General features: G+C 54.9%; 19 protein-coding genes and 1 riboswitch. Of the genes, 11 read left to right on the top strand and 8 right to left on the bottom strand.

The window, feature by feature from the left end; genetic code table 11:
• Positions 1-11: 11 nt before the first annotated feature.
• Both GN112_RS31545 and GN112_RS31540 read right to left on the bottom strand, forming a co-directional pair.
• Positions 12-1,088 carry an Lrp/AsnC ligand binding domain-containing protein gene (locus GN112_RS31545; protein WP_155313774.1) on the bottom strand — a complete coding sequence of 359 codons (1,077 nt, stop codon included), beginning with the start codon at positions 1,086-1,088 and terminating at the stop codon, positions 12-14.
• The gene (locus tag GN112_RS31540) at positions 1,063-1,680 is read right to left on the bottom strand and encodes a metallophosphoesterase family protein (protein WP_155313773.1); all 618 of its coding nucleotides are present in this window, start codon (positions 1,678-1,680) and stop codon (positions 1,063-1,065) included. Before GN112_RS31540 ends, GN112_RS31545 begins: the two co-directional genes overlap by 26 nt.
• A 110-nt stretch (positions 1,681-1,790) precedes the next feature.
• Between GN112_RS31540 and GN112_RS31535 the strand changes: the two genes are divergently transcribed.
• Positions 1,791-2,597, top strand: coding sequence for an alpha/beta hydrolase (locus GN112_RS31535; RefSeq protein ID WP_155313772.1), 807 nt, complete (start codon positions 1,791-1,793; stop codon positions 2,595-2,597).
• Positions 2,598-2,674: 77 nt separating this feature from the next.
• On the opposite strand, the gene GN112_RS31530 is transcribed toward GN112_RS31535, so the two are convergent.
• The 3 genes from GN112_RS31530 to GN112_RS31520 all read right to left on the bottom strand — a co-directional run bounded on the left by GN112_RS31530 (position 2,675) and on the right by GN112_RS31520 (position 5,062).
• Positions 2,675-2,863, bottom strand: coding sequence for a hypothetical protein (locus GN112_RS31530; RefSeq protein ID WP_155313771.1), 189 nt, complete (start codon positions 2,861-2,863; stop codon positions 2,675-2,677).
• Between the two features lie 595 nt (positions 2,864-3,458).
• The gene (locus GN112_RS31525; RefSeq protein ID WP_155313770.1) at positions 3,459-4,058 is read right to left on the bottom strand and encodes a hypothetical protein; all 600 of its coding nucleotides are present in this window, start codon (positions 4,056-4,058) and stop codon (positions 3,459-3,461) included.
• Between the two features lie 167 nt (positions 4,059-4,225).
• Positions 4,226-5,062 (bottom strand): hypothetical protein, encoded by an 837-nt coding sequence (locus GN112_RS31520; RefSeq protein ID WP_155313769.1) that lies wholly within the window; start codon positions 5,060-5,062, stop codon positions 4,226-4,228.
• Positions 5,063-5,709: 647 nt separating this feature from the next.
• A riboswitch (cobalamin riboswitch) is annotated at positions 5,710-5,886 on the top strand.
• A 152-nt stretch (positions 5,887-6,038) separates the two neighbouring features.
• On the opposite strand from GN112_RS31520, the gene GN112_RS31515 reads away from it, so the two are divergent.
• Positions 6,039-8,156 carry a TonB-dependent receptor gene (locus GN112_RS31515; RefSeq protein ID WP_155313768.1) on the top strand — a complete coding sequence of 706 codons (2,118 nt, stop codon included), beginning with the start codon at positions 6,039-6,041 and terminating at the stop codon, positions 8,154-8,156.
• Here GN112_RS31515 and GN112_RS31510 read toward each other — a convergent pair.
• Both GN112_RS31510 and GN112_RS31505 read right to left on the bottom strand, forming a co-directional pair.
• On the bottom strand, positions 8,128-8,391 hold the full coding sequence (locus GN112_RS31510; RefSeq protein WP_155313767.1) for a hypothetical protein: 264 nt from the start codon (positions 8,389-8,391) through the stop codon (positions 8,128-8,130). The genes GN112_RS31515 and GN112_RS31510 overlap by 29 nt on opposite strands.
• Positions 8,351-9,043, bottom strand: coding sequence for an ISAzo13-like element transposase-related protein (locus GN112_RS31505; protein ID WP_331457553.1), 693 nt, complete (start codon positions 9,041-9,043; stop codon positions 8,351-8,353). The genes GN112_RS31510 and GN112_RS31505 overlap by 41 nt, the downstream gene beginning before the upstream one ends.
• Positions 9,044-9,068: 25 nt before the next feature.
• Here GN112_RS31505 and GN112_RS31500 point away from each other — a divergent pair, with 25 nt between their 5' ends.
• The 9 genes from GN112_RS31500 (at position 9,069) to GN112_RS31460 (ending at position 20,046) form a co-directional block, all read left to right on the top strand.
• Entirely contained in the window at positions 9,069-9,284 is a 216-nt protein-coding gene (locus tag GN112_RS31500; RefSeq protein WP_155313766.1) for a hypothetical protein, read from the top strand.
• Complete coding sequence (locus GN112_RS31495; RefSeq protein ID WP_155313765.1) at positions 9,281-11,743, top strand: hypothetical protein; 2,463 nt, start codon at positions 9,281-9,283, stop codon at positions 11,741-11,743. The genes GN112_RS31500 and GN112_RS31495 overlap by 4 nt, the downstream gene beginning before the upstream one ends.
• The gene (locus GN112_RS31490; protein WP_155313764.1) at positions 11,715-12,722 is read left to right on the top strand and encodes a phosphatidylserine decarboxylase; all 1,008 of its coding nucleotides are present in this window, start codon (positions 11,715-11,717) and stop codon (positions 12,720-12,722) included. Before GN112_RS31495 ends, GN112_RS31490 begins: the two co-directional genes overlap by 29 nt.
• A gap of 16 nt (positions 12,723-12,738) precedes the next feature.
• A complete protein-coding gene (locus GN112_RS31485) occupies positions 12,739-13,791 on the top strand; it encodes a prolipoprotein diacylglyceryl transferase family protein (protein ID WP_155313763.1) in 1,053 nt (350 codons plus the stop codon).
• Positions 13,792-14,265, top strand: coding sequence for a DUF2062 domain-containing protein (locus tag GN112_RS31480; RefSeq protein ID WP_155313762.1), 474 nt, complete (start codon positions 13,792-13,794; stop codon positions 14,263-14,265). It abuts the gene before it with no gap.
• A 280-nt stretch (positions 14,266-14,545) separates the two neighbouring features.
• Complete coding sequence (locus GN112_RS31475) at positions 14,546-15,676, top strand: tetratricopeptide repeat protein (RefSeq protein ID WP_155313761.1); 1,131 nt, start codon at positions 14,546-14,548, stop codon at positions 15,674-15,676.
• A gap of 10 nt (positions 15,677-15,686) precedes the next feature.
• Positions 15,687-16,634, top strand: coding sequence for a hypothetical protein (locus tag GN112_RS31470; RefSeq protein WP_155313760.1), 948 nt, complete (start codon positions 15,687-15,689; stop codon positions 16,632-16,634).
• Positions 16,631-17,395, top strand: a complete 765-nt coding sequence (locus GN112_RS31465) for a hypothetical protein (protein WP_155313759.1) — start codon at positions 16,631-16,633, stop codon at positions 17,393-17,395. The genes GN112_RS31470 and GN112_RS31465 overlap by 4 nt, the downstream gene beginning before the upstream one ends.
• Positions 17,396-17,400: 5 nt before the next feature.
• Positions 17,401-20,046, top strand: a complete 2,646-nt coding sequence (locus GN112_RS31460) for a CHAT domain-containing protein (RefSeq protein WP_155313758.1) — start codon at positions 17,401-17,403, stop codon at positions 20,044-20,046.
• A gap of 43 nt (positions 20,047-20,089) precedes the next feature.
• On the opposite strand, the gene GN112_RS31455 is transcribed toward GN112_RS31460, so the two are convergent.
• Positions 20,090-21,277, bottom strand: a complete 1,188-nt coding sequence (locus tag GN112_RS31455; protein WP_162459209.1) for a 4Fe-4S binding protein — start codon at positions 21,275-21,277, stop codon at positions 20,090-20,092.
• Positions 21,278-21,337 lie beyond the last annotated feature (60 nt).

Below are 21,337 nucleotides of genomic sequence, written 5' to 3'. Positions count from 1 at the left end.
ATTCCCGATCCTTAGGCAGTCTTGATTCTGGATTGCCCAGGGATCAGGGTCTGGGTGGATTGGACACCGGGAACCTGGCGGATTTTTTCCTGCACAAACTGGCCAATCACCTCTGCATCGGACGTAAGCAAATCCCGGGTCAACTCAATCTTCACCAGAATATCGATGCTTCCATGCACCGAGTGAACTTCCCGGACTTCGGGCAATGCAAAAAGCCGGTCGACGATTCTGGACTCGCGTTTGGCCTCGGCAGCAATCATGATAAACGCGGTGATGCCCCGCAGCATCTCCGGGTATTCTTCTTTTTTCATTTTGGCCATTTTTTCCCTGAATGCCTCCATACTCCTGGGAATCAGCGTGTCAATTCCGATACCATATTTTCTGTTCCGCCCCTTCTCCCACTGGTGATAAGAGATATAGGCATACAGATCATCCAGGGTCCGTCCCTCGAAGAAAGACAACAGGCGCCCCTTGCGGATGATTTCGGTCAACGGGCAATAGATGCTCCGGTACCAGTCTTCGGCCGCATCGTCCAATGTAATTCCCGGTTTTTCAGCCGTCTCCATGAACTGCTTATGCTTTTTGACCTGCGCCATCAGATGGGGGAACTGTCCAACTTCGGTAAGTTCGATGGCATGCCCCAGCCCGGTCTGATCCATAAACTGGCGCCGTTCACGGTAAACGATGTTCTCCAGGGTGTTGCTGGATGGGATGAACTCGACAATTTTGGCACGGATATCGGAATGCCCGAAAGATTTGGCCGCGGCGATACGATGATTACCATCCAGAACGTAATACTCATCCTTGATCTGATACAACTTGACCGGTGGAAGGGCGCGGCCCTGTTGCATGGCCCGCTTGATGCTGACCAGCCGGTCGGCGGGCATGTGTTCTTTCAGTTTGAACTGGCTGTCAAAGTCGTGGTACCGCCCGACGCTGCCCACGATCTTGTCCATGGGCACGCGGCAAATGCCCCGGTCAATGTGGTCAAAGGCGCCTTCGCACTCCTGGTTTTCACGAAAACACTTGGCTTCGCTATCGCGGCTGCCGTGAAGCCAGTTCTTAATCAGATCCGTCAGGTTGCGCATGGGTCAGCTCCAGAAGGTGATAGCCAAAGGTGTTGATCACCTGGGTGTTGCCCACCCGGGTCCGTCGCTGCTCCGTTGCGGCAAAATGGGAATGAATGTGACCATGAATGAAATAGCGTGGTTTGAACCGGGAAATCAATTTCAGAAAGCTCTTGAAACCGCGGTGACATCGGTCTTCCGCATCATTGATGTGTCTGGGGGGAGCATGAGTAGCCACAATATCCACCCCGCCGCCAAACCACAGTCCCGGCAGCATCCGCCAGATCATCTGTCGCATCTGAAACTCCCGGTACTGCACCGGGCCCCCGTTGTACCAGCGCGATCCCTCCAACCCCATGATGCGTACCCCTTTGAAGTCGATCCGACGCTGGTGAAGGTTCCGACAACCGGTGGGCGGTGCGTTTTGATAACGGATGTCGTGATTGCCCCTGACGTAATAGAGCGGAACATCCAGACGCTGACGGATGGCCGCCAGATACTCAGGTGGCAGGTCGCCGCAGCCCAACACCAAATCGACATCCTTAAACGGCCCCACATCAAACCGGCCAGACAGCTCCGCAACCACGATGTCCGAAACCGAGAGTATCTTCATGGGGACTCTTTACCTTTTTCAGATTGCCTTGTAAACGGCCCTTGACGGAATCGGACCGGCCTGCAGATAATAGGGACATTGCCTTCCACTCGTTAATTAAGGAGAAACGCATGTCGCCTACGCCCACTGCCGACTACCGTGCCCTGGACCGGCCCGAGGTCCTTGCTTCTCTCTTCCATCCCCGCAAGGTGGCCGGTCCGGTCGATGGGGGACAGCGCTTTCATGAAGTGCGGATTCCGGTAGCGGCCGAAATCGGCATCGGCGCGCGTTTTTACATGGCCGGCAACAGCGGCCCCGTGATTCTCTTTTTTCACGGCAACGGCGAGATCGTTTCCGATTACGATGACATTGCGCCGATGTTCAACCGCCTGGGCATCCATTTCATCGCCGTGGATTACCGGGGCTACGGCTGTTCCGATGGCCACCCGACGGTATCTGCCATGATGGCCGATTGCCGGCCGGTGTTTGATTACGTCTGTAACTGGCTGAAAGACAATGGAGTGAACGGCCCACTGATCGTTATGGGACGATCACTGGGCAGTGCATCGGCTCTTGAACTGGCCGCCACCGGCGACGAGCGGATCGACGGTCTGATTGTCGAAAGCGGCTTCGCCTGGGCCGGACCACTGCTGCGGCTTTTGGGAATCGATCCGCAGCGCATTGGTTTTGATGAATCGTCAGGCTTTTCCAACCTGGAAAAAATCCGTGCGTTTACCGGCCCCACCCTGATCATCCACGCCGAGCTCGACCATATCATCCCTTTTGCCGACGGCCTGGCTCTGTTCAATGCCAGTGGCGCAGCGGACAAGACCCTGCTGAAAATTCACAAGGCCAACCACAACGATATTTTCTTACGCGGAATGGATCGATACCTGGAAGCGGTCGGTGCGTTAGCGGACAGAATTACAAACCGGTGAGAGGATGTGTTGGCGTGGTTCAGGCCCGGAAGGCCGGGTCACCCGCCGGACCTGATTGCTTTGAAACTGCCATTCCGTCATGAGACGGTCTCTTTCACCTGAAGCGTTTCCAACTGGTTCAGGGCCGCCTGGCTGACACCGGGATCGGTATCTTTTTCGGCAATCTGTCCCAGCAGTCTGATATCCTTCAGCCGTGCCACGGCTGCTTTACGGACCTCCGGATTGGAATTTTGCCATCTCGGCACAAAAAAATCCGAAAATTTCATCACCCACCTCCTTTTGGCGTCTGTCTGCATCGCAGTTGAATCAAGTTTTGGATATACTCCCGGAGGGCGACCTGCTCCGCCGGGAGCCGGGTAGGCACAGTTTCATAACGATTCGTTTCTGCATGACAAACCATCCTGAAATAATGATGTTTGTCGTTCAGTAATCCGCAGGCGTAAGAGAGGAGCAATCAGTGAAACCACTTTGGAAACAGACGGCTTTTACGAATCCGCACAAAAGCACAATGAAATGAAACATTATTTTAGTCTGCTTTCTCGGCGACTGTCAAGACATGCAAGAAAATTGGCAGGGTGACCGCATTTGAATTGGAATCCGGTTATGCGGTTTCTATAAAGCGCCAGCGAGTTCCCCTTCGCTCCCATGCTAGGCACGGACCGCTGGTTCACTTCCGGTTGCTCTCCAACCCGCCTCACGGCGACGCAGTTTTCATCAGTTACGGGGTCTTGGCCCTGCTCCGACATGGACTTTCACCGTGCTGTTATGGCCTCTTCACAGACGCACAGTCCCCCGGTAAAGCTGGGGGTTTACCAGTTAATAGTAAGATGCTACCCTGCTCAGGCCTTCCAGTCTTGATTGTCAACTAATCTTTATAGCCTTGTATTCGTAAATCGAATCAACTGTTCCATCTTGCTTATCCGTCGCCAGCATACAGCATTCTGCGAATGTCCATCCAGAGGCCACATATGCAAACGAAATTATGTTTTTTGTTTGGCCGACTATTTTTGCCACCGGAGAAGATTCGACCTTGCCTCTTAGCTCCCAATTGCCGCCTAATGTATAATTTGCAAGGCCTTCGGCGCCTTTATATACATGCAGAAATGCAGCCGCGGTTCCATCTTTGCGGGCAAGGATTTGCCATTCACACCCACCATAATTATCGCTGTATACATAAAATGGACTTGTCCTTTTAGGCACAATACCGACAGCTACCCCGCCTTGAATATTTCCGACATACAGGAAGTTACGGGGATTGTTTTTCGACAATCGATAGCATGGGGTTCTTGCCCCTCCTCCTGCGGCCACATAAGTACAATTATACCATGCTGTATATCGATATACTTTATTGCCTGTAAACTGACTGTGTGAACTCTGTTGGGCCCTACTTCCGGGTGTTGATAATAATGATAACAGCCTGTTGATGTAGAGTCCTTTTTTTACTTCTGCTGGCAATGCCATAAGCTTCCTTTCATAGATTGATAATCAAGGTAATTCCCGGCGCCCATCTTGTTTGGTATGTAATATGCGGCCCTGCTCACTCATCCGGTCGTTTTGCGCGTCTTTACCAGCATAGGGTTAGCTAATTTTAAAAAATTAATACCTCCGACGCAAGCGTTGATGAATTTTCAGATTAAGGTTTCTTTATATCTTTTCAGTTCTATTAGAGCCTTAATAGATTCCATCATATGACCACGGATAATACTCCATAACACCATACGTCTATTATCAAGCTGAACACTGGCTTTAATATCCATATCATCCGTCACAGTATCATATATTCTTTTACACATCATTTGCATTTCATTGAAAAATCTATCAACATTTCTAATTGGTTTATCTTCATCCTGCATTTTATCCCGACAATGATGAAGTGTTTCTTTCCATGTAGGAGACTTATCAAGAAGCAGTACGATTTTTTTCAACCATCTGCGGCTGTATTGATCATCTATCATTTGCAGCCAGCTTTCAAGTAAATCAAGGTCTTCCAAAGGACCCGCGAATCCATGAGTTTGAAGCAGTGTTTTAGTGGTATGCCTTAGATTCAATAAATCTTTAAATGGACCCTTGATATTCGCTCGTAAAACAGCTATACGTCCAGCCCCTATGGCTGCATATTGATGAGTGATAGTCAATATAGGTATAAATGGGTCATTTTTCTTTATGCACGCTTTCACTATCTTATTTGAATCAATTCTCTTTTTCAAATCAGACTCATATGCCAATTCCAAATCATTTATGTCTTTCCATAAATAATTATCATCATATTCTGCCATAGGTGTAATGATGTTAGAAAGGACAAAGTCGCTTAGTTCTTTAATCGTAACAAAATCGCCGGCCTTAATATCTATGAAATAATGCAAGTTCAGCGTGATTAAATGTATTTCAGCACGAATTTGCATAAATGGATTATAGTTACTATCATCAAGTGATGTCTCTCTAGATAATCGGATATGTCGGCCCAACCGCTTTTTTCAGCTGGAATGGTCATACGGCACAAACAGCATCTGCCCCTGCTTAAATTCCATAATTCTTCAGCAACTTTTTTACTAATATAACGTTTCAGATTTTCAGATCCCATTTTTATCATTGTTAATTAAGTTAATATTGCAATGGATAGCGTGTTATCCGTCGTCGCGCCAACCATTGAAGCGACGTTACTCCCAACAGACGACGGTGCTGATTCAATGTCGAAGGTCTTTTAGCACGATGCGGGATGATGGATAAAACGGGTTGGACGAAGGCAATTTAGAACATATTTTTGAAATGACTACCATCTTATATGGGGATTGTAAACTGGGGACTGCCTCGCTGCTTCTGGTGCAAGGGCAGAAAAAGGGTTCTTATCGCTTACCGACGCCGGTTTCAAAACAGTGAATGAACTGCATTAATGATACGAACCCCGGTGGCCCATCGGACGAGACGGTTATCTGCCAGATAGTTTAAGAGAAAACTGATTTCAATTCTTCCAAAGTCGCCTCATTGGCTGACCGTTTGCTCCGGTACAGCGCAATACAGGGAAAATAGGGTTGACGAAATGCCTCAAAAACAATAAACGAATACTCACAAAAAAGGCTGGAATCGTAACTAACTGTACTGTTTTCCGGCTATCACAATTTATTTGGATTGCAGTTCCTTCGGGATAAAAAGGGAACCCCGTGCGAATCGGGGGCGGACCCACCGCTGTAACCGGGGACAAAGACGATATCATGCCACTGGATGATTCCGGGAAGGCATCGTTTGCGGATGAACCGGAAGTCAGAAGACCTGCTGTGATCTCAAGTTCTCAACTCAAAGGGGAATGACGGCTGAGAATCGCTTTCGGTACAGATGGGTAACCCGAAGCCAAAAAAAGGGCTTCGGGTTTTTGCGTTTGTGGCGGGCGTGGTTTCCCTGAGTAAGTGCGCAGGCTGATTCTATTTCAATACAAAGGAGACCAACATGTCCATTTTCTGCCGTTTCACCATCACATTCTGTTTCATTTTATCGTTTGCCATCAATGGCCTTGCCGAAGACAACGTGTATCTGATGGATACCATTGTGGTTACCGCCACCCGCTCGGAAGACAATACCTTTGATGTACCGACGCCCATTTCGACAATCGATGAACAACGTCTTCAGGAAACCGCTCCGGCATCGATTGCCGACGCCATTGCCGATATCCCCGGTGTTTCCATGGAAAGTGCCGGTTCCTGGGAAACCAGTCCGGTCATTCGTGGGCTTGGACAAAACAGGGTGCTTGTGCTTTACGACGGCGATCGTGAAACCAACCTGTGGGCAGGTCGAATGCCGTTTACGCCATTTATGGATATGGGTTCGGTTTCCCGGATCGAAGTTGTCAAGGGGCCGGCATCCGCACTTTACGGCACCGATGCCCTGGGGGGTGTCATCAATATCATCACCCGTGAGGTTGAATTTTCCGAAGGGGATCAGTGGCAGATGGAAAACACCATCAAAGGCCGCTATTCCAGTACGGACAATGGTTGGTTCGGGCGCTACGAACTGGCTGCGGGAGGTAAGGGACTGGGTTTCCTGCTGGGCATCTCGGGCCGGGATGTGGAAAATTACACGGATGGAAACGGTGACGAAATCAACAATTCGCAGTTTGAAAACCGCAACCTCGATCTGAAAGCCCGCTATGCCCTGAGCGACAAACAAGGCCTGACGGCGTCCTTGCGAATCAACCAGATCGACGACATGGGGGTACCGCAAAAGGATCCTTCCGCACCCTATTCCCATTTTGATCGTTTTGATACGAATAGCTACAAACTCGGTTATGAAGCCACCGATCTGAGTTTTTTCGAGAATCTCAAAGCCCGAATTTATTATGTTGATCAGGACCGTTCGTTTAAAGGCAGGTTTCCCAGTTCCAGCAGCCCGGTTTATAATCTGAAATCCAACGATATTGAGACGAGCGCAATCGGAGGCTCTTTTCAAGGGCTGATTCCACTCGGCGACCGGCACGGTCTCACCGCCGGATTCGAGGCCGTTCGTGAAGGAACGGATTCGACGGAAACCCAGCTCATTCAACGAAACAGCAATGACAGCCTCGCCAGACGCCTGAAGTTTCAACCGGTACCGGATGCCGAGCGATACCACTATGGTGCCTTTGTTCAGGACGAAATGCACCTGATGCCAAAGCTGACGCTGATCGCGGGCGGCCGGTATGACTATTTTGATGCAAGCGCCAAAGATATCGAGTTTACCGATTCGCGTTACAACGCTTCAGGGGCCCAGACTTCGTCAAGTTCGGAGATCAACGATTTTTCAGACGCAGATGACAGTGCCGCCACCTTTAACATCGGGCTGCTTTATAGGCTGACGGAACATTACCACCTGACGGCCAATGTCGGCAGCGGATTTCGTGCGCCGGACATCTTCGAACGATTTTCGACTCGCGGTGGCGGGAGCCAGATTTTAATCGGTGATCCAGATCTGGACCCGGAATATTCCTACAATTACGATGTCGGGATGAAAGTTCGTTATTCCCGTTTTCAGGGATCTTTCAACCTGTTCTACACTCGGGTCGACGATTACATCGATACGGTTTTACAGGACACCTCCTTTATTTCCGACATTCCCACATATAAATATGTCAATGTTCAGGATGCCGAACTTTATGGTTTTGACGGTGAGGCCCAGTTCGCTTTTACCGACAGCTTCAGCGTTTTTGGAACCATCTCGAGTGTCGTGGGTAAAGATCGCGACAGCGGGGACCGTCTCAATAATATTCCACCCTTGAACGGCACGTTGGGTGTTCGATGGGAAAGTCATCTGTACGACACCATGCGGTATTGGATCGAGCTTTCCGGAGACCTTTATGCACGCCAGAATCATCCGGCCCCCGACGAAGACAAAACTCCCGGTTATGCCGTATTCAATCTGCGGACGGGCCTGGATATTCCCACCGTCTGGTCGGCGATACACGACATGCAGCTCACGCTCAATATCGAGAATATTCTGGACAAATATTATCTGTCCCATTTGCGCAAGGACGACATGGATTTTATCCCCGAACCCGGCATCAATATCATTGCTGCCGTGCAGTTCGGTTTTTAAGTTGCCGATCATCGGCAGTCGCAATCAAAATGTTGCCGACAGCGTTCAGGTGAAAAAAAACACCGTCAAAGGGCGCTTTTTGATTGATCCTGAAATTTTGTTCAAGGTCGATCCGCCCACGCTGTTTATCTGTGAAAGCGGGTTGAGTTCGTCCGCCAGGATCTGAAAAAACCGGCTTAGGATCGGGGATGAAATTAATTGAACGTAATTGCGCCGGGCTTGTGTTCGTCTTCAAGGCGCATCAAGGGTTGCATACCGGGAGTTTCCCTATCCACAAGCTTGTTTCCGTTCCAATGCTGTTCCAAGATTCCCCAACATCGCTCCACAGGGTTATATTTGCTGTGGTATGGCGGGTAATAAAGAATTTGTACGGGCTTTGCGATGTAGTCAGTGAAATCCATCATTCGTTTGAGAAACTGAGTTCGCTGCCCATTGCTCTCCGGGCCGTTATCAGCCTTAATCTGAAGGAGGGAAATGCTATCGCGTTCCTCGGCAGGTATGTGGTTCCACCATTCATATAGGCTGTCTAAGATAAAATCGCTTGTCTTGAAGGAACTTCCAAAGATGATGTTCAACTGTCCGCTGTCTTCATCCAATACACCAAACGGCGTATATTTTTCCTTACAACCCATGTCGTGGTCGGCAGCCTGATTATCGCCACGTGTTTTACCTCCGCGGCTATATTCTCCGATTTTCACGGTGGCCTTGCAGTCAATGCTTATTCGCTTGCTCTCTCCTTCGTCAAACTGTTGTCCGTCCTTTTCTTTGATATTGTTGAAAATAGCGTCTGTTTGCGGTTTTTTTAAAGGTTTGGCTTTCTCTACCAGACGCAAACGAAAGCCGTTTCGGTTGACTATATTTGCCATGGTTCTGGGTGATGGGAACATTTCCTAGGGGTCTAACCATTTTCTAATGGATGGTAAACAAAGGGCTAATCAGCAGCCTTTAGGGTTCGTCATGATTAAACTTGGAGTTTTAGGATTCCGGCAAGAAAGAATTCCACCAAATGGCGGAGGAAATACCAATGAACAACTGCCCGACGGATATCGCCATGTTGTCAGCCTCCCTGCTGTGCATTGCTGCCAGTGTATGGATGACCTTCTTCTTTTAGATAAGAGAGAACAATGATCCCACTGGCCGGCCAGCCCCTCCCGTTGGAAGCGCCCCAACCACCCGTCAATCCGGCGGCCAACCGGTTTAAACTGATTCATCTGCTGGAAATCGACACGGCAACCCCGGACGGGCTGGCCCGGAGCCTTCCTTTCACGCCGTACGACACCACCGCCGGTGCCGAAAACGAATACCAGACCGCTGTTCTGGGCGATCGCGAGCAGGTGGATCTGGCCTGCGAGATCGAAGCCTCCGGCTTTTTCCGCAACCTTAAAAAGCGAGCCCGGCGGGGAGACACCCCGCAGTTTCGGATTACCGCCCTGGAACGTTTTCTGGAAAGCAATCATGACCGGGTCTGGGAGAACAGTTGGGTGCGTCTGCCCGTTGATGCACTGACCCCCTATGCCCGACAGGTCTTCGCGGAAGACCTGCAGGCCGACAAGCGCCGCAAAGACAGTCCCCAGCGCAGCGATGCCTGCCAGTTTTCCATCACCATGGCCGGCTGCGAATATCTGCGCATCCCCATCAGCTACCTGCTGAAACTGGCCCTGGCCGATGCCGTGGGCCACCCGTCCGTGCACGCCACCATCCGCGACGCCGGCCAGGCGGCCATGAACCATTTTCTCTCGGACAATACGTCGCCGGAAACCTTCTCCTTCCATCCGGTATGCGCCGACGGGCAGGCCGGACCGGGTGACGCCCTGGCCCGGGAAACCTCCCTGCGCTTTTTGTTCTCGCAGCTTTTGATCCAGTATGCCAATCGGCAGTTCGGCCTCATCGACAGCGGCCAGCGGGCAACCCTCTATTTCGCCCCCCACCCGCCCCTACGCCAGAAACGCCTCAACGCGCTCATCTCGGACAGCTTCTACCGATCACTCTTCATGAGCCCCTGCCTGTCCGGCTGGAACGACGGAGAGGCCAAGCACCGCTACATGCACCTGTGCCACACAGTGCTCTCACGCAGCCAGCTCAACGCGGTGATCAAGCTGCGCGAGGCAGGCATCGTCGCCAACAACCTGGTGGTCCTGCCCAGCACCTCAAACATCAGCCTGGCCAACAACGGCACCCACATCAGCCTGGGCAGCCGCCGGCTGACGGGCTGTATGCAGGATCCCGGTTCCGGCTTCGGTCCTGCGGAAGAGAAGCATTACGGCGACCTGGCCATCAAGATCATCGAGCATTTCCTGCCGCTGTTCGTGGGCACCTTTTCGGCAGCGCCCTACCGAATCGATTTCATGGATTTCCATCCCGAGCGGGTTCTGGGATTCCTGCCCCACGAACTGGACTTCACCCACCTGAGAATGCTCTGGCGGCGCTGGAAAAAAAAGGCCCACATGAAAATCCTGGGCCGCTGCATCACGCCCTTCGGCCCGGAATGGCTGGATCGTACCCTGGCGCGCGGGTTTGGTCTCAAGGGCGATTTCGTTCCCGATTTCCGGCTGATCGACTATCTGGTAGCCCTGATGGCCACCGACGAAAGCCCCGCCCTGGACGGCTGCCTGGGAAACGAAACGCGCCTGAAACAGGACCTGGGCGACATGGGCGTGTTCGACCCGTGCATGCCGCTGTACATGCTCTACCGGGCACGCTGCTTCCAGACCATGGGCTTCAGCGGATTCGAAGGCCGCCACTACAGTCTTTTCGAAAACCTCCAGCGCGACATGGCACCGGCGGCAAACCTGCAGATGCTGGTCACCAGCCTGGCCTACAAGTATATTTTCACCGGTGCCGTCACCCACGCCGACATTCCCGACCACCCGTTCATTGAAAGCGAGCGGCGCCAGATCTTCTTCGGTACGGCGGCCGGGATTCCCACTTTCTATGTGCGCACGGATACGCCCAACCACCTGCTGGCACGCATGGTACGAAAAACCGCCAACATCCGCAACAGCCGTCGCTATGCCGGATATACCCGGGTACGGATGGTCGATTTCCGGCAGATGCTGGTCAAATTGCTGCACCAGGATGCCCCGGAACTGATCGAAGCGGGCGGCCTGGGGCCCACCCTTGCGGACCTGGCCCGTCGCACGGCGGGAAAGGGTTGCCATACGGCAGCCGGCCGGTTGACGCGGCGGATCTGCGACAATGCCGGTGCCGCAGCCCCCATGGCCCTGTCCAGTGATGAATTCAACAGCGCCGCAGAGAAGTTCTACCGCGAAGATCTGAAAAAAGAGCAGATCGAACAGGCATTGGACGTGTGGACCGAGCAGGTCCGTCACCTCGACGGAATGTCCACCTGGCGCCGGGGGATTTACAATCAGGCCCTTTTTTCGGTCCTTGGGGGAAAAGATGCAGCCACCGAGATCCGCAACCGTCGATCCGCCGTGGTGAACGAGGCCCTTACGACGCCGGCCCTGGCCCGGTTGATCCACCTGATGCTGCTGACCCTCACCCACATGAAACGGAACCCCCGGTCCGGTTCACCCAACGATGGAGTTTTGCCTGACCATGCAACCGACACCCCACCAGTACATTGACCGCCAAACGGCCGGCGTGACCACCGAGCGATTGATCGCCGATCCCCTGATCCATCGCCTGTACGCCGGGGCACGCGAAAACCCCTCCCTTTTGTTCCGGGCCGCCACGTCGCGGCGCATGTCGGCCCTGCTCGGTTTTCTCAATTTTGACTTCTCCCTGGGCATCAACGGTTCCCGACGGCTGCAACGTATCCGCCGGATGGGCATCGACCTGGACGAATGCCTGGACGCTCCGGACAGCCTGGATTCCCCGCGCAAACTGTTCGAACGCCGGATCCGTTACTGGACCTGCCGTCCCATGCCCCAGGCGCCGGAACGGATCGTCTCCCCTGCCGATGCCCGCGTACTGGTGGGCTCCTTCGACCGTCCGCATACGCTTTTCCTAAAGGAGAAGTTCTTCTCTTTCACAGAGCTGCTGGGAGAGGAGAAAACGCAATGGATCGATGCCTTTGACGGTGGCGATTTTGCCCTTTTCCGGCTGACCCCGGACAAATACCACTACAACCACACGCCCGTGGCCGGAATCATCCGCGACATTTACACCATTGACGGCCGTTGCCATTCGTGCAACCCCGGCGCGGTGGTCTCCATGGTAACGCCTTTTTCGAAAAACCGGCGCGTGGTCACCATTATCGATACGGACGTTCCCGGCGGAACCGGCATCGGACAGGTGGCCATGATCGAGGTGGTGGCCATGATGATCGGCGATATCGTCCAGTGCTACAGCACGATCCGCTACGATGATCCGCTGGATCTGGCAGCCGGCATGTTCGTCAAGCGCGGCTGCCCCAAGAGTCTCTACCGGCCGGGCAGCAGCGTTGACATCCTGATTTTCGAGCGGCAGCGCGTGATCTTTTCCAAAGACATCCTGGCCAACATGCGGCGCCGTGACGTCACCAGCCGCTACACGCTGAACTTCCAGGCCCCCCTGGTGGAGACCGACGTCAGGGTGCGCTCGGAGATCGGACGCAAGGCCTGAAAAAGGAACCGAATCAATGACAAACTGGCTTTTCATGAGTACGCTGGCCATTATCCTGGCCATGGTCTACGGCTGGGCCTTTAAAGTACTGCCCGGGGAACGCTGGCAGATCATCTGCGCCATTCCCGTGAAAAAACGGGCCGACGGATCGTGGCAGGGTCTCAACCTGACCTACTACGGCCTGTTCAACGCCATGGCGCTCGGGGCTGCCGTTGCCCTGGTCCTGGTGCTCACCGGCGCATCGGGTGTCGCGCCGGGCGTCTTTGCCGCCGTGATGGCAACGCTGCTGGGATGCTGCCTGCCGGCATCGCGCATTATCGCCCGCTGGGTTGAGAAAAAACCCCACACCCTCAGCGTGGGCGCCGCATCGTTTGTGGGCATTGTGGCCGCGCCCTGGCTGGTGTTGCTCATGGAAGCGATCGCCGGCCGCTGGATGGCGATCCGATTTGAAAGCATGGCCGTGGTCGCGGCCTTGATGGTGGGCTACGCCCTGGGCGAAGGCATCGGCCGCCTGGCCTGCATCAGCTATGGATGTTGCTACGGCAGGCCCATTGCGGCCACCCCGCCGCTGGTGAAGCGCTATCTCTCATGGGCCACGTTCACCTATAGCGGCGGCACCAAAAAAATCGCCTATGCCCACCAGTTGGAAGGGCAGCCGATCTTCGCCGTCCAGGCCCTCACCGCCGTGCTTTACACGACCAGCGCCCTGGCCGGGTCGCTTCTGTTTCTGCACGGCCGGTATGCGTGGGCCTTTTTCCTCTGCCTGCTGGTGACCCAGGGGTGGCGATTCGTGTCCGAATTTCTGCGTGCGGACTACCGCGGCGACCGGAAGATCAGCGTCTATCAGATCATGAGCCTGATAACCATTCCCTACGGCCTGATGATTCCGCTTCTCTTCCCATTCGTCGGTGGCCGGCAACCGGACCTGCTGGCCGGACTCCGGCAGCTCTGGAACCCGGCAATGATCCTTTTCCTGCAAGTGCTGTGGATCATCATGTTCGTAAAAACCGGCCTAAGTGAAGTGACCGGATCGGGGCTGACGTTCCACGTGAACCGGGACCGCATATGAATGGTATTGAAGAAACTGTCCACATCCACATCCGCTCAATCGATACGCATCCGCATCTGGCGCCGCCTCACCCGCATCCAGGGGGCACCCCGTGAAATCGCCCTGGGGTTTTCCCTTGGCATCATGATCGGCATGACGCCGTTCTGGGGAACGCACGTCTTTTTGTCACTGGGTCTGGCATCCCTTCTGGGATGGAGCAGAATCAGTGCCATCGCCGGGGTGAACATCACCAACGTGGTGACGGCACCGCTGATCTATCCGCTCAACTACTGGGTCGGCATACGCCTGGTGGGATTTTCGGAAGGTGCCCGGTGGCCGGCCCATCTGGATGCATCGGGCATGCTGGAACTGATCACCCAATCGCCGCGGGTCCTGGCCGATCTTTCCATCGGCGGTATTATTCTCGCCATTCCCCTGGCGGTGGGGGGGTATATTCTGGTTTACCGCGGGATTCTTCTTTATCGACGGCGCTGAAGGCTGCCACCGATCCGTGATCCGGACACCAAAATCGCACAGGCAACTGTCGGCCCCGGTAAAACACCCTCATTGGTTCGGCATATCAACCCTATGCCGGTGGCAGAATCTTTCGAAAGTCCCTATCCCCTTTTGGATTGACAAATCCGGTGAGTCCCGATTACGATTCAGTCAATTCAATTTCATAAAAAAGCTTCCGCTCTCATATTTGCACAGATATCGTTTAACTGCGATTGTTCCTGAAGAGCCCTTTCATCCATTGGAACCGAAGGGGGGAGCAGTGACCTTTCGTAAAATCATCTTGATTTCCTGTCTGGTTCTGATCCAATCGGATGCTTCCTGCCGTGCCGGGAACCAACCGATTGTGGCGGCCTTTGGCCAGACCCTCGGTGCGGTATTCGATCCGGCCGAAGCAACCGGCATGAGCAGTTCGGATACGCTGTTCGCTTTCGATTATCCACCGCCGGCGACCCTGCCCGTGCTTTCGGATTTCAAGGTTTTCGTCACACCGATGACATATCGGATTTATGCCATCGTGGCCCAGGACGAAATCGGTGACGGTGACGAATGCCGCCGCTGGGCGGACACGTTGTTCTCAGGGATCGCCAGGAAGTATGTGGGCGATGCATACGCTGCCGAAGCTTACCGGCTGGAAGATCCTCCGGGGTATAAGATCAAACATAACAGGGGCAGCCGCTGGATTTCGGTAAAGTGTCATTCCGGCGGGGTCCTCTGGGTCGTCTACGCGGATACTGCGCTGACAGATCTGGCGAAAAAGGAACATGCCCAGTGGGCCACCATCAAGGAACAGGCTGCCCGCAAACAGTATGAAGCGATTCTGCCCCCGCTTCGACGATATGCGGACCAGGGCAATCTGCAGGCCCTGACCATGCTTGGATTCATGTACCGATACGGGGAGGGATGCGCCCAGGACCTGGCTGCCGCCGAAGCCAATTACCAAAGGGCTGCGGTGAAAGGCTATGTACCGGCCCAGTTCAATCTGGGAACCATGTGTCTGGTTCAACATCGCTACGAAGAGAGTGAAGTCTGGCTGAAAAAGGCGGCTGAGCAGGGATTTACTGCCGCGCAGAATAATCTGGCCCAGCTGTATATCGGTCAAAACAATCTGCACAACCCGCCGGAGGCGTTCCGATGGTTCCTGCGGGCAGCCGAAGGGGGGCATATCGAAGCCCAATACAATACCTGCCATATGTACAGCGCCGGTGACGGTGTACCACGCGACGAGGTGATGGCCTACAAATGGTGCCACATCGCCGGCACCAACGGGCATCGCAAAGCCGCGCAGAATCGTGATTTCATCGCCGGCCAGATGAAACCGGAGGATATCACAAGGGCCCGGCAGATGGCAGAACGCTGGATGGCGGATAATCAATCGCAACCCGACGATTAGGCGACCGGCAATGCTCAGCGAATCGGAAAACGTCGTTGCAGGCGGATTGAAATCGGATCTTTTGACCTGGTGGCCGCTGCGGTTGCTGGGCGGTTTGTTCGCTATCGCCGGCCTGAGCAGCCTGTTGTATGGCATCGGCTTTCTGGTGCTTCGATCGCACTACACCTTCTGGGGGATCTGGAACGGGCTCCCCCAGGAATCCGGCCTGCTTGTGGAAGAAGGCGGGCGATTTCTGTTTCACTCGCTTTTCTGGCTTTTCGACCTGGTAAATCCCCTGGCTGAGGGAAATTCAGCGGTCTATTCAATCGTGCTGCTGCTCTGCGTCACGCTGATCTGGGCACCGGACCGATGGCTGTCCCGGGGGCTGTCCAAAATTACCTTTAAAAGAGAAAACGGGCCCCGCAACGCGCTGATCGGGGTTCAACTCGTGGCCGGACTCGCCGGGATCCTGATCGGCACGTTTGTTTTGGAAGCGATGGCGATTCTGCTGTCCGCCAACGATCTGCTCCACCCCGGCGCATGCATTCCCGGCTTCTTGAAACCGATCCTGCTCGCCCCCAACACGGCCTATCAAAAAATTGGTCATCGACTGCTGCTCTTCGTGGCCCTGCTGGTGGTTACCATCCGAACCGGACGTCTCCACGCCGCTTTTTACCTAAAAATCGGCAACGTCATCATGGGGATATTGCTGTTGCTGTCGATCGGCATGCTGCCCGCCGTCTACGGGCGGCTGGTTCACCCCCGGAACTATCCGCTGGTAACGGTGAGCGGCGTGGACACCGGGAACACGTATCTTCTGATCCAGGCCACCAAATCCAGCTGGATCATATGGAATCGGGATAAAATGCGTACGGAAGTCATTTCGCGCAGCGGACAGCAACAAGTGAGGATCGGTGTCAAGCAATCGCTCGTCCGTGATGAAACGATGGCGGCCAAAAAAGGAGCGTGCGAGGAATGAAAAAGACCGTTCGCCGGTTGGGTTTGTCGGTGCTGTTGATCGGCTGTGTGCTTCATCCCCTCGCTGGTCTGGGGGAGGACAACGAACCCATGCTGCAGCGTCTCTTCAGCTGGATGAGACCCTTTGGGCACTACGAGGGGCGCTTAAGCGATGCGGTAGCCAAGTCCACCCAGAAAAGTGGAATGTCCGACACCCTGTCCCGCGTCTTTCTTGTAGGCGCGGACAGCAGCGCTATCATTGAGTGGATTCCCGGCCGCGGTGCAGATGACCTGGTGACCTGTCCCGACGGCCACACCGTTTTTCTCAGGCGCGGCAAGGTTATCGAAGTGGCCGATTTCAAAGGCTCCGGCAACGAATTGCGAATCCCGGACACTGCCACGCCGATCACGGGAATCCGCGTCAAGACACTCTATGGCTGCATCACCACGACACCCGAAACCGTGAATGGGCAATCCCTCTGGATCGAACGCGAGGCCGGAACGCATGGCCTCATGGACTATGCCGATGGCCGGCTCAAGGACCGCCCGTTACCGCGAGAACTACAGGCGTATCCGCCGGAGACGATCGGTTCAGCCTTGCGCAAGCTGCAAGGCATCCGTGCCGATAGCCGGCATGCCTGGGTGCGGGATCAGAAACTGCTGCTCGGCGAGGCCGGCAACGATGACCGAGCCAGGATCGTGGACAGCGATTTTCCCTTTTCGGGATATCCGGCCTGGCTGGGCTATTCCGACATTTTAATGGTTATCGGGCTGATGGATTAAACGATATGCGATCCGTTCTCTTTTTTCTGTGGATCATGGCCCTCGTTGGCGGTCTGGGACAAGCAGGCGAGGTCGATACGCCGCTTGACGATGCAGCGGTTGATCAAGCTTTCGCGCCTTTGCAGAGCTATGTCGGGTTGGAGAAGGCTATCGCGAAAATGGAATTGGCTATCGGTGAGTCTGCACCGGGAGCAACCCCCCAAGCGGATCTGCAACGCCTTGGGTTGGCTAATCTTCTGATTCAGCTTGGCCGAAATGACCAGGCGCTTTCCCAGTTGATGATGCTGCGGCTGCTTGCATCCACCGAATCCCTGAAAGCGGCCGCAAACGCCCTCTGGGGGTTGGCGTGGGCTCAGGTCTACGGAGAAAAGGGCCAGGTCGTCAGTGAGTGCACATCCTTCGCCCTTGCCGACCATTATGCGAATGCCATTGTTCCGGCACGACTGAAAACACACTGCCAGCGAATGACGAAAGACTACCGCTTTCGGGCACTCATCAAACACATCGGCCTGGCTGCAGCGGCCGACAAAAGGTTTTCAACCGCCCCCACCGAGCAGATAACGGTTGATCTGGGGCGGGCACTGCTTGGGCTTCTACTGCCAGAACATCTCTTTGCCCTTGAAAATGAAAAAGCGCAGACCGGCAAGGCCGTTCCCATATCCGAAGCGGATGTCCTCCTGCTGGAGCAGAACCGACCGTGGCAATCGGCATTCCTGCGATCGGCCGAAAGGTTGTCAAGCGAGCTGTATGGTCTGGAACTCCTCCTTAATGGTCCAGATAAAGTGGTTCAGGGGTGGCAGAAACTTCGCCAGGCCGAACTGGCTCACGCAACGGGCCAATTCAGCCAGGCGGTCCGGTCAGGCCGGTCAGCCCTGGCGAATTTCCGGCAATCGAATTGCGAAGAAGGGGCGGTCCGGGCACTTTCGCTGTTGGCGGATGGCATGGCCGCTGAGAAGTCGCCACGGGCAATGATAAGTGCGGCCGATGTCTATAAAAAGCTCATCCAGGTGCACGAGTCAAGGGCCGCCCAGCTCGGCACCGAAGGCCTGGGACGCTACCTTGCCCATCATCGCGATCATTACCAGGGGTACAGGAACCTGCTGATGCGTGCATGCCTTTCGGCAACAGATGAAATTCAAGCGTTTCAACCCGATCTGGTGCGCCGTTTGATCCTGCACAGCAGTCGCATGCAACTGCGGCCGGTACGCCGGGAGATAATGCTTTACCGGGCCATGGTGGCCCAGGGATACCGGGATGAGATGGTCCGCGACCTGGCGGCAGCATCCGTCAAACTGGCCGACGCCAGGGGACAACTCGAGGCAACACGCCGAAAGGGGGTCATCCGGGATACGTTTCGCGGTGCATCGGAGGAAAAGATCGTCTCGACACTGAACCGCGCCGAACCGGGTGAAACCGTCTTCGTGTTCGCGGGAGAGCCCTCGAAGAACACGCCCATGGTGTGGGAGGGCGGCCCCTATGCCCAGTTCGTCAAAGAGAAAGCCAGATCCAAAAAAACGCTTACCGCTCACGGAGGAGAGGCATTGGCATCGCTGCGGGCCAATGCTGAATTGCCAACAGACTGGGCGTCCCTGCTGGAGGGGATGGGACCGGACGAGGCCATCGTCGCCTATATGCAGTTCGATCTTTCGGAACCCCTTGCGGCTGCCGTGATGACAAAGGGAAATGAGCCCAGGATTGTGCGACTGGCGGAAGCGACGCTCGAAAAGGTTCAGGCCCTGGTCGGAAGGACAATCGATTTGCTGGGTGCAGGGTTGGCGGATGCCGAGCCAAACATGACGGAACTGGGTGAGCTGATCTGGACGCCCCTGGGCAATCTGCCGAACCAGGTTACCATCGTGCCGATATTGAGCCTGTTAGGCATCCCTTTCGAAGCCTTGAAGCAGAACGATGGACGATACGTGATCCAACCCCGGGGGATCAAATACGCTTTGGGCCTCAGTGACCGAATGGCGCGGCAATCAACGACCGGGCCATTAAAAAGCGCGTTTGTCATCGGCGCCACTGAATTCATGCATGAGGGACTCGATGCCATCGAAGCCTCACGCGAAGAAATTACCTCCTTACGATCCATGTTTCAGAGCAGAGGCTGGAAGATTCATCCTGAAAATGGGTTTCCGCCAAACGGCAGCGATTTTCTGAACAGCGGCAATCGTTTTGAAGTCCTGCATATCTCAACGCATGCGGTATGGGACAAGAGTGATCCCATGTTTGACTTTCTCGCCTTTCCCCGGGCGGACATCTTTGCCCTTGAAATTGCGCTGTCTCCGGTCCAGGCGAATCTTGCCGTATTCAGTGCCTGCAACCTCTTTAAGGCAAGGGCCGGCGCCTTGAATCCGGTTTCCGGCATCTCCACGGCCGCACTGTCAAATCTGTCGCCACAGGTCGTTACGACCCTGTGGTCGGTCAACGCCGATACGACCCGCCTGTTCATGCAGCGATTTTACGACGAGTTATTGAAAACCCCCCGTCCGGTCGACGCGTTAGCCCAGGCCAAACGAGACTTCCTGAACCCCGAACGCCTTAAAGAATGGATGAATAAAAAAAACATACCGCCCCCTGCAGGTTGCTCGATCGAGGACTTGATCCATCCCTTTTACTGGGCGCCGTTCGTTCTTGTTGCCTGCCCATGAAACGTCTGACACCGGGAAACGATTGTCGTGCAAAGTCTCCCCATCAGGAGAAAAGGGACTGCATTCTTTTGCACGCCTCGCATAAATAGACGCTGTCGCAGGCGGAATCCACCACCCCCTGAGATCGCATCCGGGCTTCGATTTTTTTAAGGAGCAAGGGATTGGAAACCGGCTTGCCGCAATTTTTGCAGCAACCGTTTTCAGCTTCCATCTTTATGCATTCCGTGCCCTCTGCCACGGCCTGTGGCAAGAAAACGGCCTCCACGGAGACCGCCCCTTCCGGACATCGGTTGACACAGGTTCTGCATCCGATGCAGGCCCGGGTGGAAAAAGCCAGTCTTCGGGTATTCCCGGCAACGAGGGTCAGCGCCCCGGTCGGACAAGTGCGTTTGCATGCACCGCACAGCGTGCATGTTGAGCGGTCCACATGCAGATCGAAAAACGGCAGCGGCAGCCCGTTCAACCGCGTTGGGGAAGGCATGGTCTGCGTCATCTCCCCCACCCGCCTGATCAACGCCGGCCGATAGGCATCCTCTTCCGCCGGCGGTGCGGGCGGGGGCGGGCTCCGCTCCTCACATCCAATCCCTTTCTCCGGGCCATCAATGAGCGCGCGCAGCTCATCGGCTCCCAGGACCAGCAGCGCCGGCGCGGGGTCACGCTTTTCTCCCGGAGTTGTCAAGCGCGATAACGATGCGATCAGCTGTTGGCAATCCCTGGCCGAGGCGTGATTGGGGCACTCCGGCACGGCACATGCGCAGATAACCGGACCCGGGCCCAGCCGAACGCTTTCCAGAAGCACCAGCGGAGACAGGGCGCCGATACAGGGAACGGGAAGGATGTGAAAGCGGAGGGACCGCTTTGCTTTTTCGATCAGTTCGGGCAGTTGCGCCGCACTTTTCCTGCACAGAAAAAGAATCCCGGCCGCCGGCGGCTCGTCGGATGCCTGGCATGGAGCGGCGATCTTCGAAAGCCGGGTCATGATCTCCCGGTTCGAAAACGACTCAAATGCGATCGCCCCCAGCGGGCACCATCGAATACAGGCCCCGCAGGCGTCACACAGATCGGGGTTGAGGAAAATCTGCTTTTCGATGACGAGCGCGCCGGTGGGGCAATGATCGGCGCAGATGCGGCAATCGCTTTTTCCCGCAACGCAGGTGTCCGGATCCACCACCAGTTGCGTTGCGGTTTCCTTCCGACCGATCAAGGCATGCAGGAACGCCTTGCGGGTCATCGGATGGCCACCGGCGGGTCTCCAGTGCGGGACGCGCTCTGTACGGGACGGGTTGGCGGA

This window comes from Desulfosarcina ovata subsp. ovata, assembly GCF_009689005.1.
In the GTDB taxonomy this organism is placed as follows: domain Bacteria; phylum Desulfobacterota; class Desulfobacteria; order Desulfobacterales; family Desulfosarcinaceae; genus Desulfosarcina; species Desulfosarcina ovata.
This window is presented reverse-complemented; position numbering and strand designations above follow the sequence as displayed.

Excerpts from the sequence above, each read along its gene's own strand:
- GN112_RS31490 (WP_155313764.1), top strand. The coding sequence starts at position 11,715 with ATGCAACCGACACCCCACCAGTACATTGACCGCCAAACGGCCGGCGTG.
- GN112_RS31545 (WP_155313774.1), bottom strand. The coding sequence starts at position 1,088 with ATGCGCAACCTGACGGATCTGATTAAGAACTGGCTTCACGGCAGCCGC.
- GN112_RS31465 (WP_155313759.1), top strand. The coding sequence starts at position 16,631 with ATGAAAAAGACCGTTCGCCGGTTGGGTTTGTCGGTGCTGTTGATCGGC.
- GN112_RS31505 (WP_331457553.1), bottom strand. The coding sequence starts at position 9,043 with ATGTTCCCATCACCCAGAACCATGGCAAATATAGTCAACCGAAACGGC.
- GN112_RS31485 (WP_155313763.1), top strand. The coding sequence starts at position 12,739 with ATGACAAACTGGCTTTTCATGAGTACGCTGGCCATTATCCTGGCCATG.
- GN112_RS31455 (WP_162459209.1), bottom strand. The coding sequence starts at position 21,277 with ATGACCCGCAAGGCGTTCCTGCATGCCTTGATCGGTCGGAAGGAAACC.
- GN112_RS31515 (WP_155313768.1), top strand. The coding sequence starts at position 6,039 with ATGTCCATTTTCTGCCGTTTCACCATCACATTCTGTTTCATTTTATCG.
- GN112_RS31540 (WP_155313773.1), bottom strand. The coding sequence starts at position 1,680 with ATGAAGATACTCTCGGTTTCGGACATCGTGGTTGCGGAGCTGTCTGGC.
- GN112_RS31460 (WP_155313758.1), top strand. The coding sequence starts at position 17,401 with ATGCGATCCGTTCTCTTTTTTCTGTGGATCATGGCCCTCGTTGGCGGT.
- GN112_RS31480 (WP_155313762.1), top strand. The coding sequence starts at position 13,792 with ATGGTATTGAAGAAACTGTCCACATCCACATCCGCTCAATCGATACGC.
- GN112_RS31500 (WP_155313766.1), top strand. The coding sequence starts at position 9,069 with ATGGATGGTAAACAAAGGGCTAATCAGCAGCCTTTAGGGTTCGTCATG.
- GN112_RS31495 (WP_155313765.1), top strand. The coding sequence starts at position 9,281 with ATGATCCCACTGGCCGGCCAGCCCCTCCCGTTGGAAGCGCCCCAACCA.
- GN112_RS31530 (WP_155313771.1), bottom strand. The coding sequence starts at position 2,863 with ATGAAATTTTCGGATTTTTTTGTGCCGAGATGGCAAAATTCCAATCCG.
- GN112_RS31470 (WP_155313760.1), top strand. The coding sequence starts at position 15,687 with ATGCTCAGCGAATCGGAAAACGTCGTTGCAGGCGGATTGAAATCGGAT.
- GN112_RS31535 (WP_155313772.1), top strand. The coding sequence starts at position 1,791 with ATGTCGCCTACGCCCACTGCCGACTACCGTGCCCTGGACCGGCCCGAG.
- GN112_RS31525 (WP_155313770.1), bottom strand. The coding sequence starts at position 4,058 with ATGGCATTGCCAGCAGAAGTAAAAAAAGGACTCTACATCAACAGGCTG.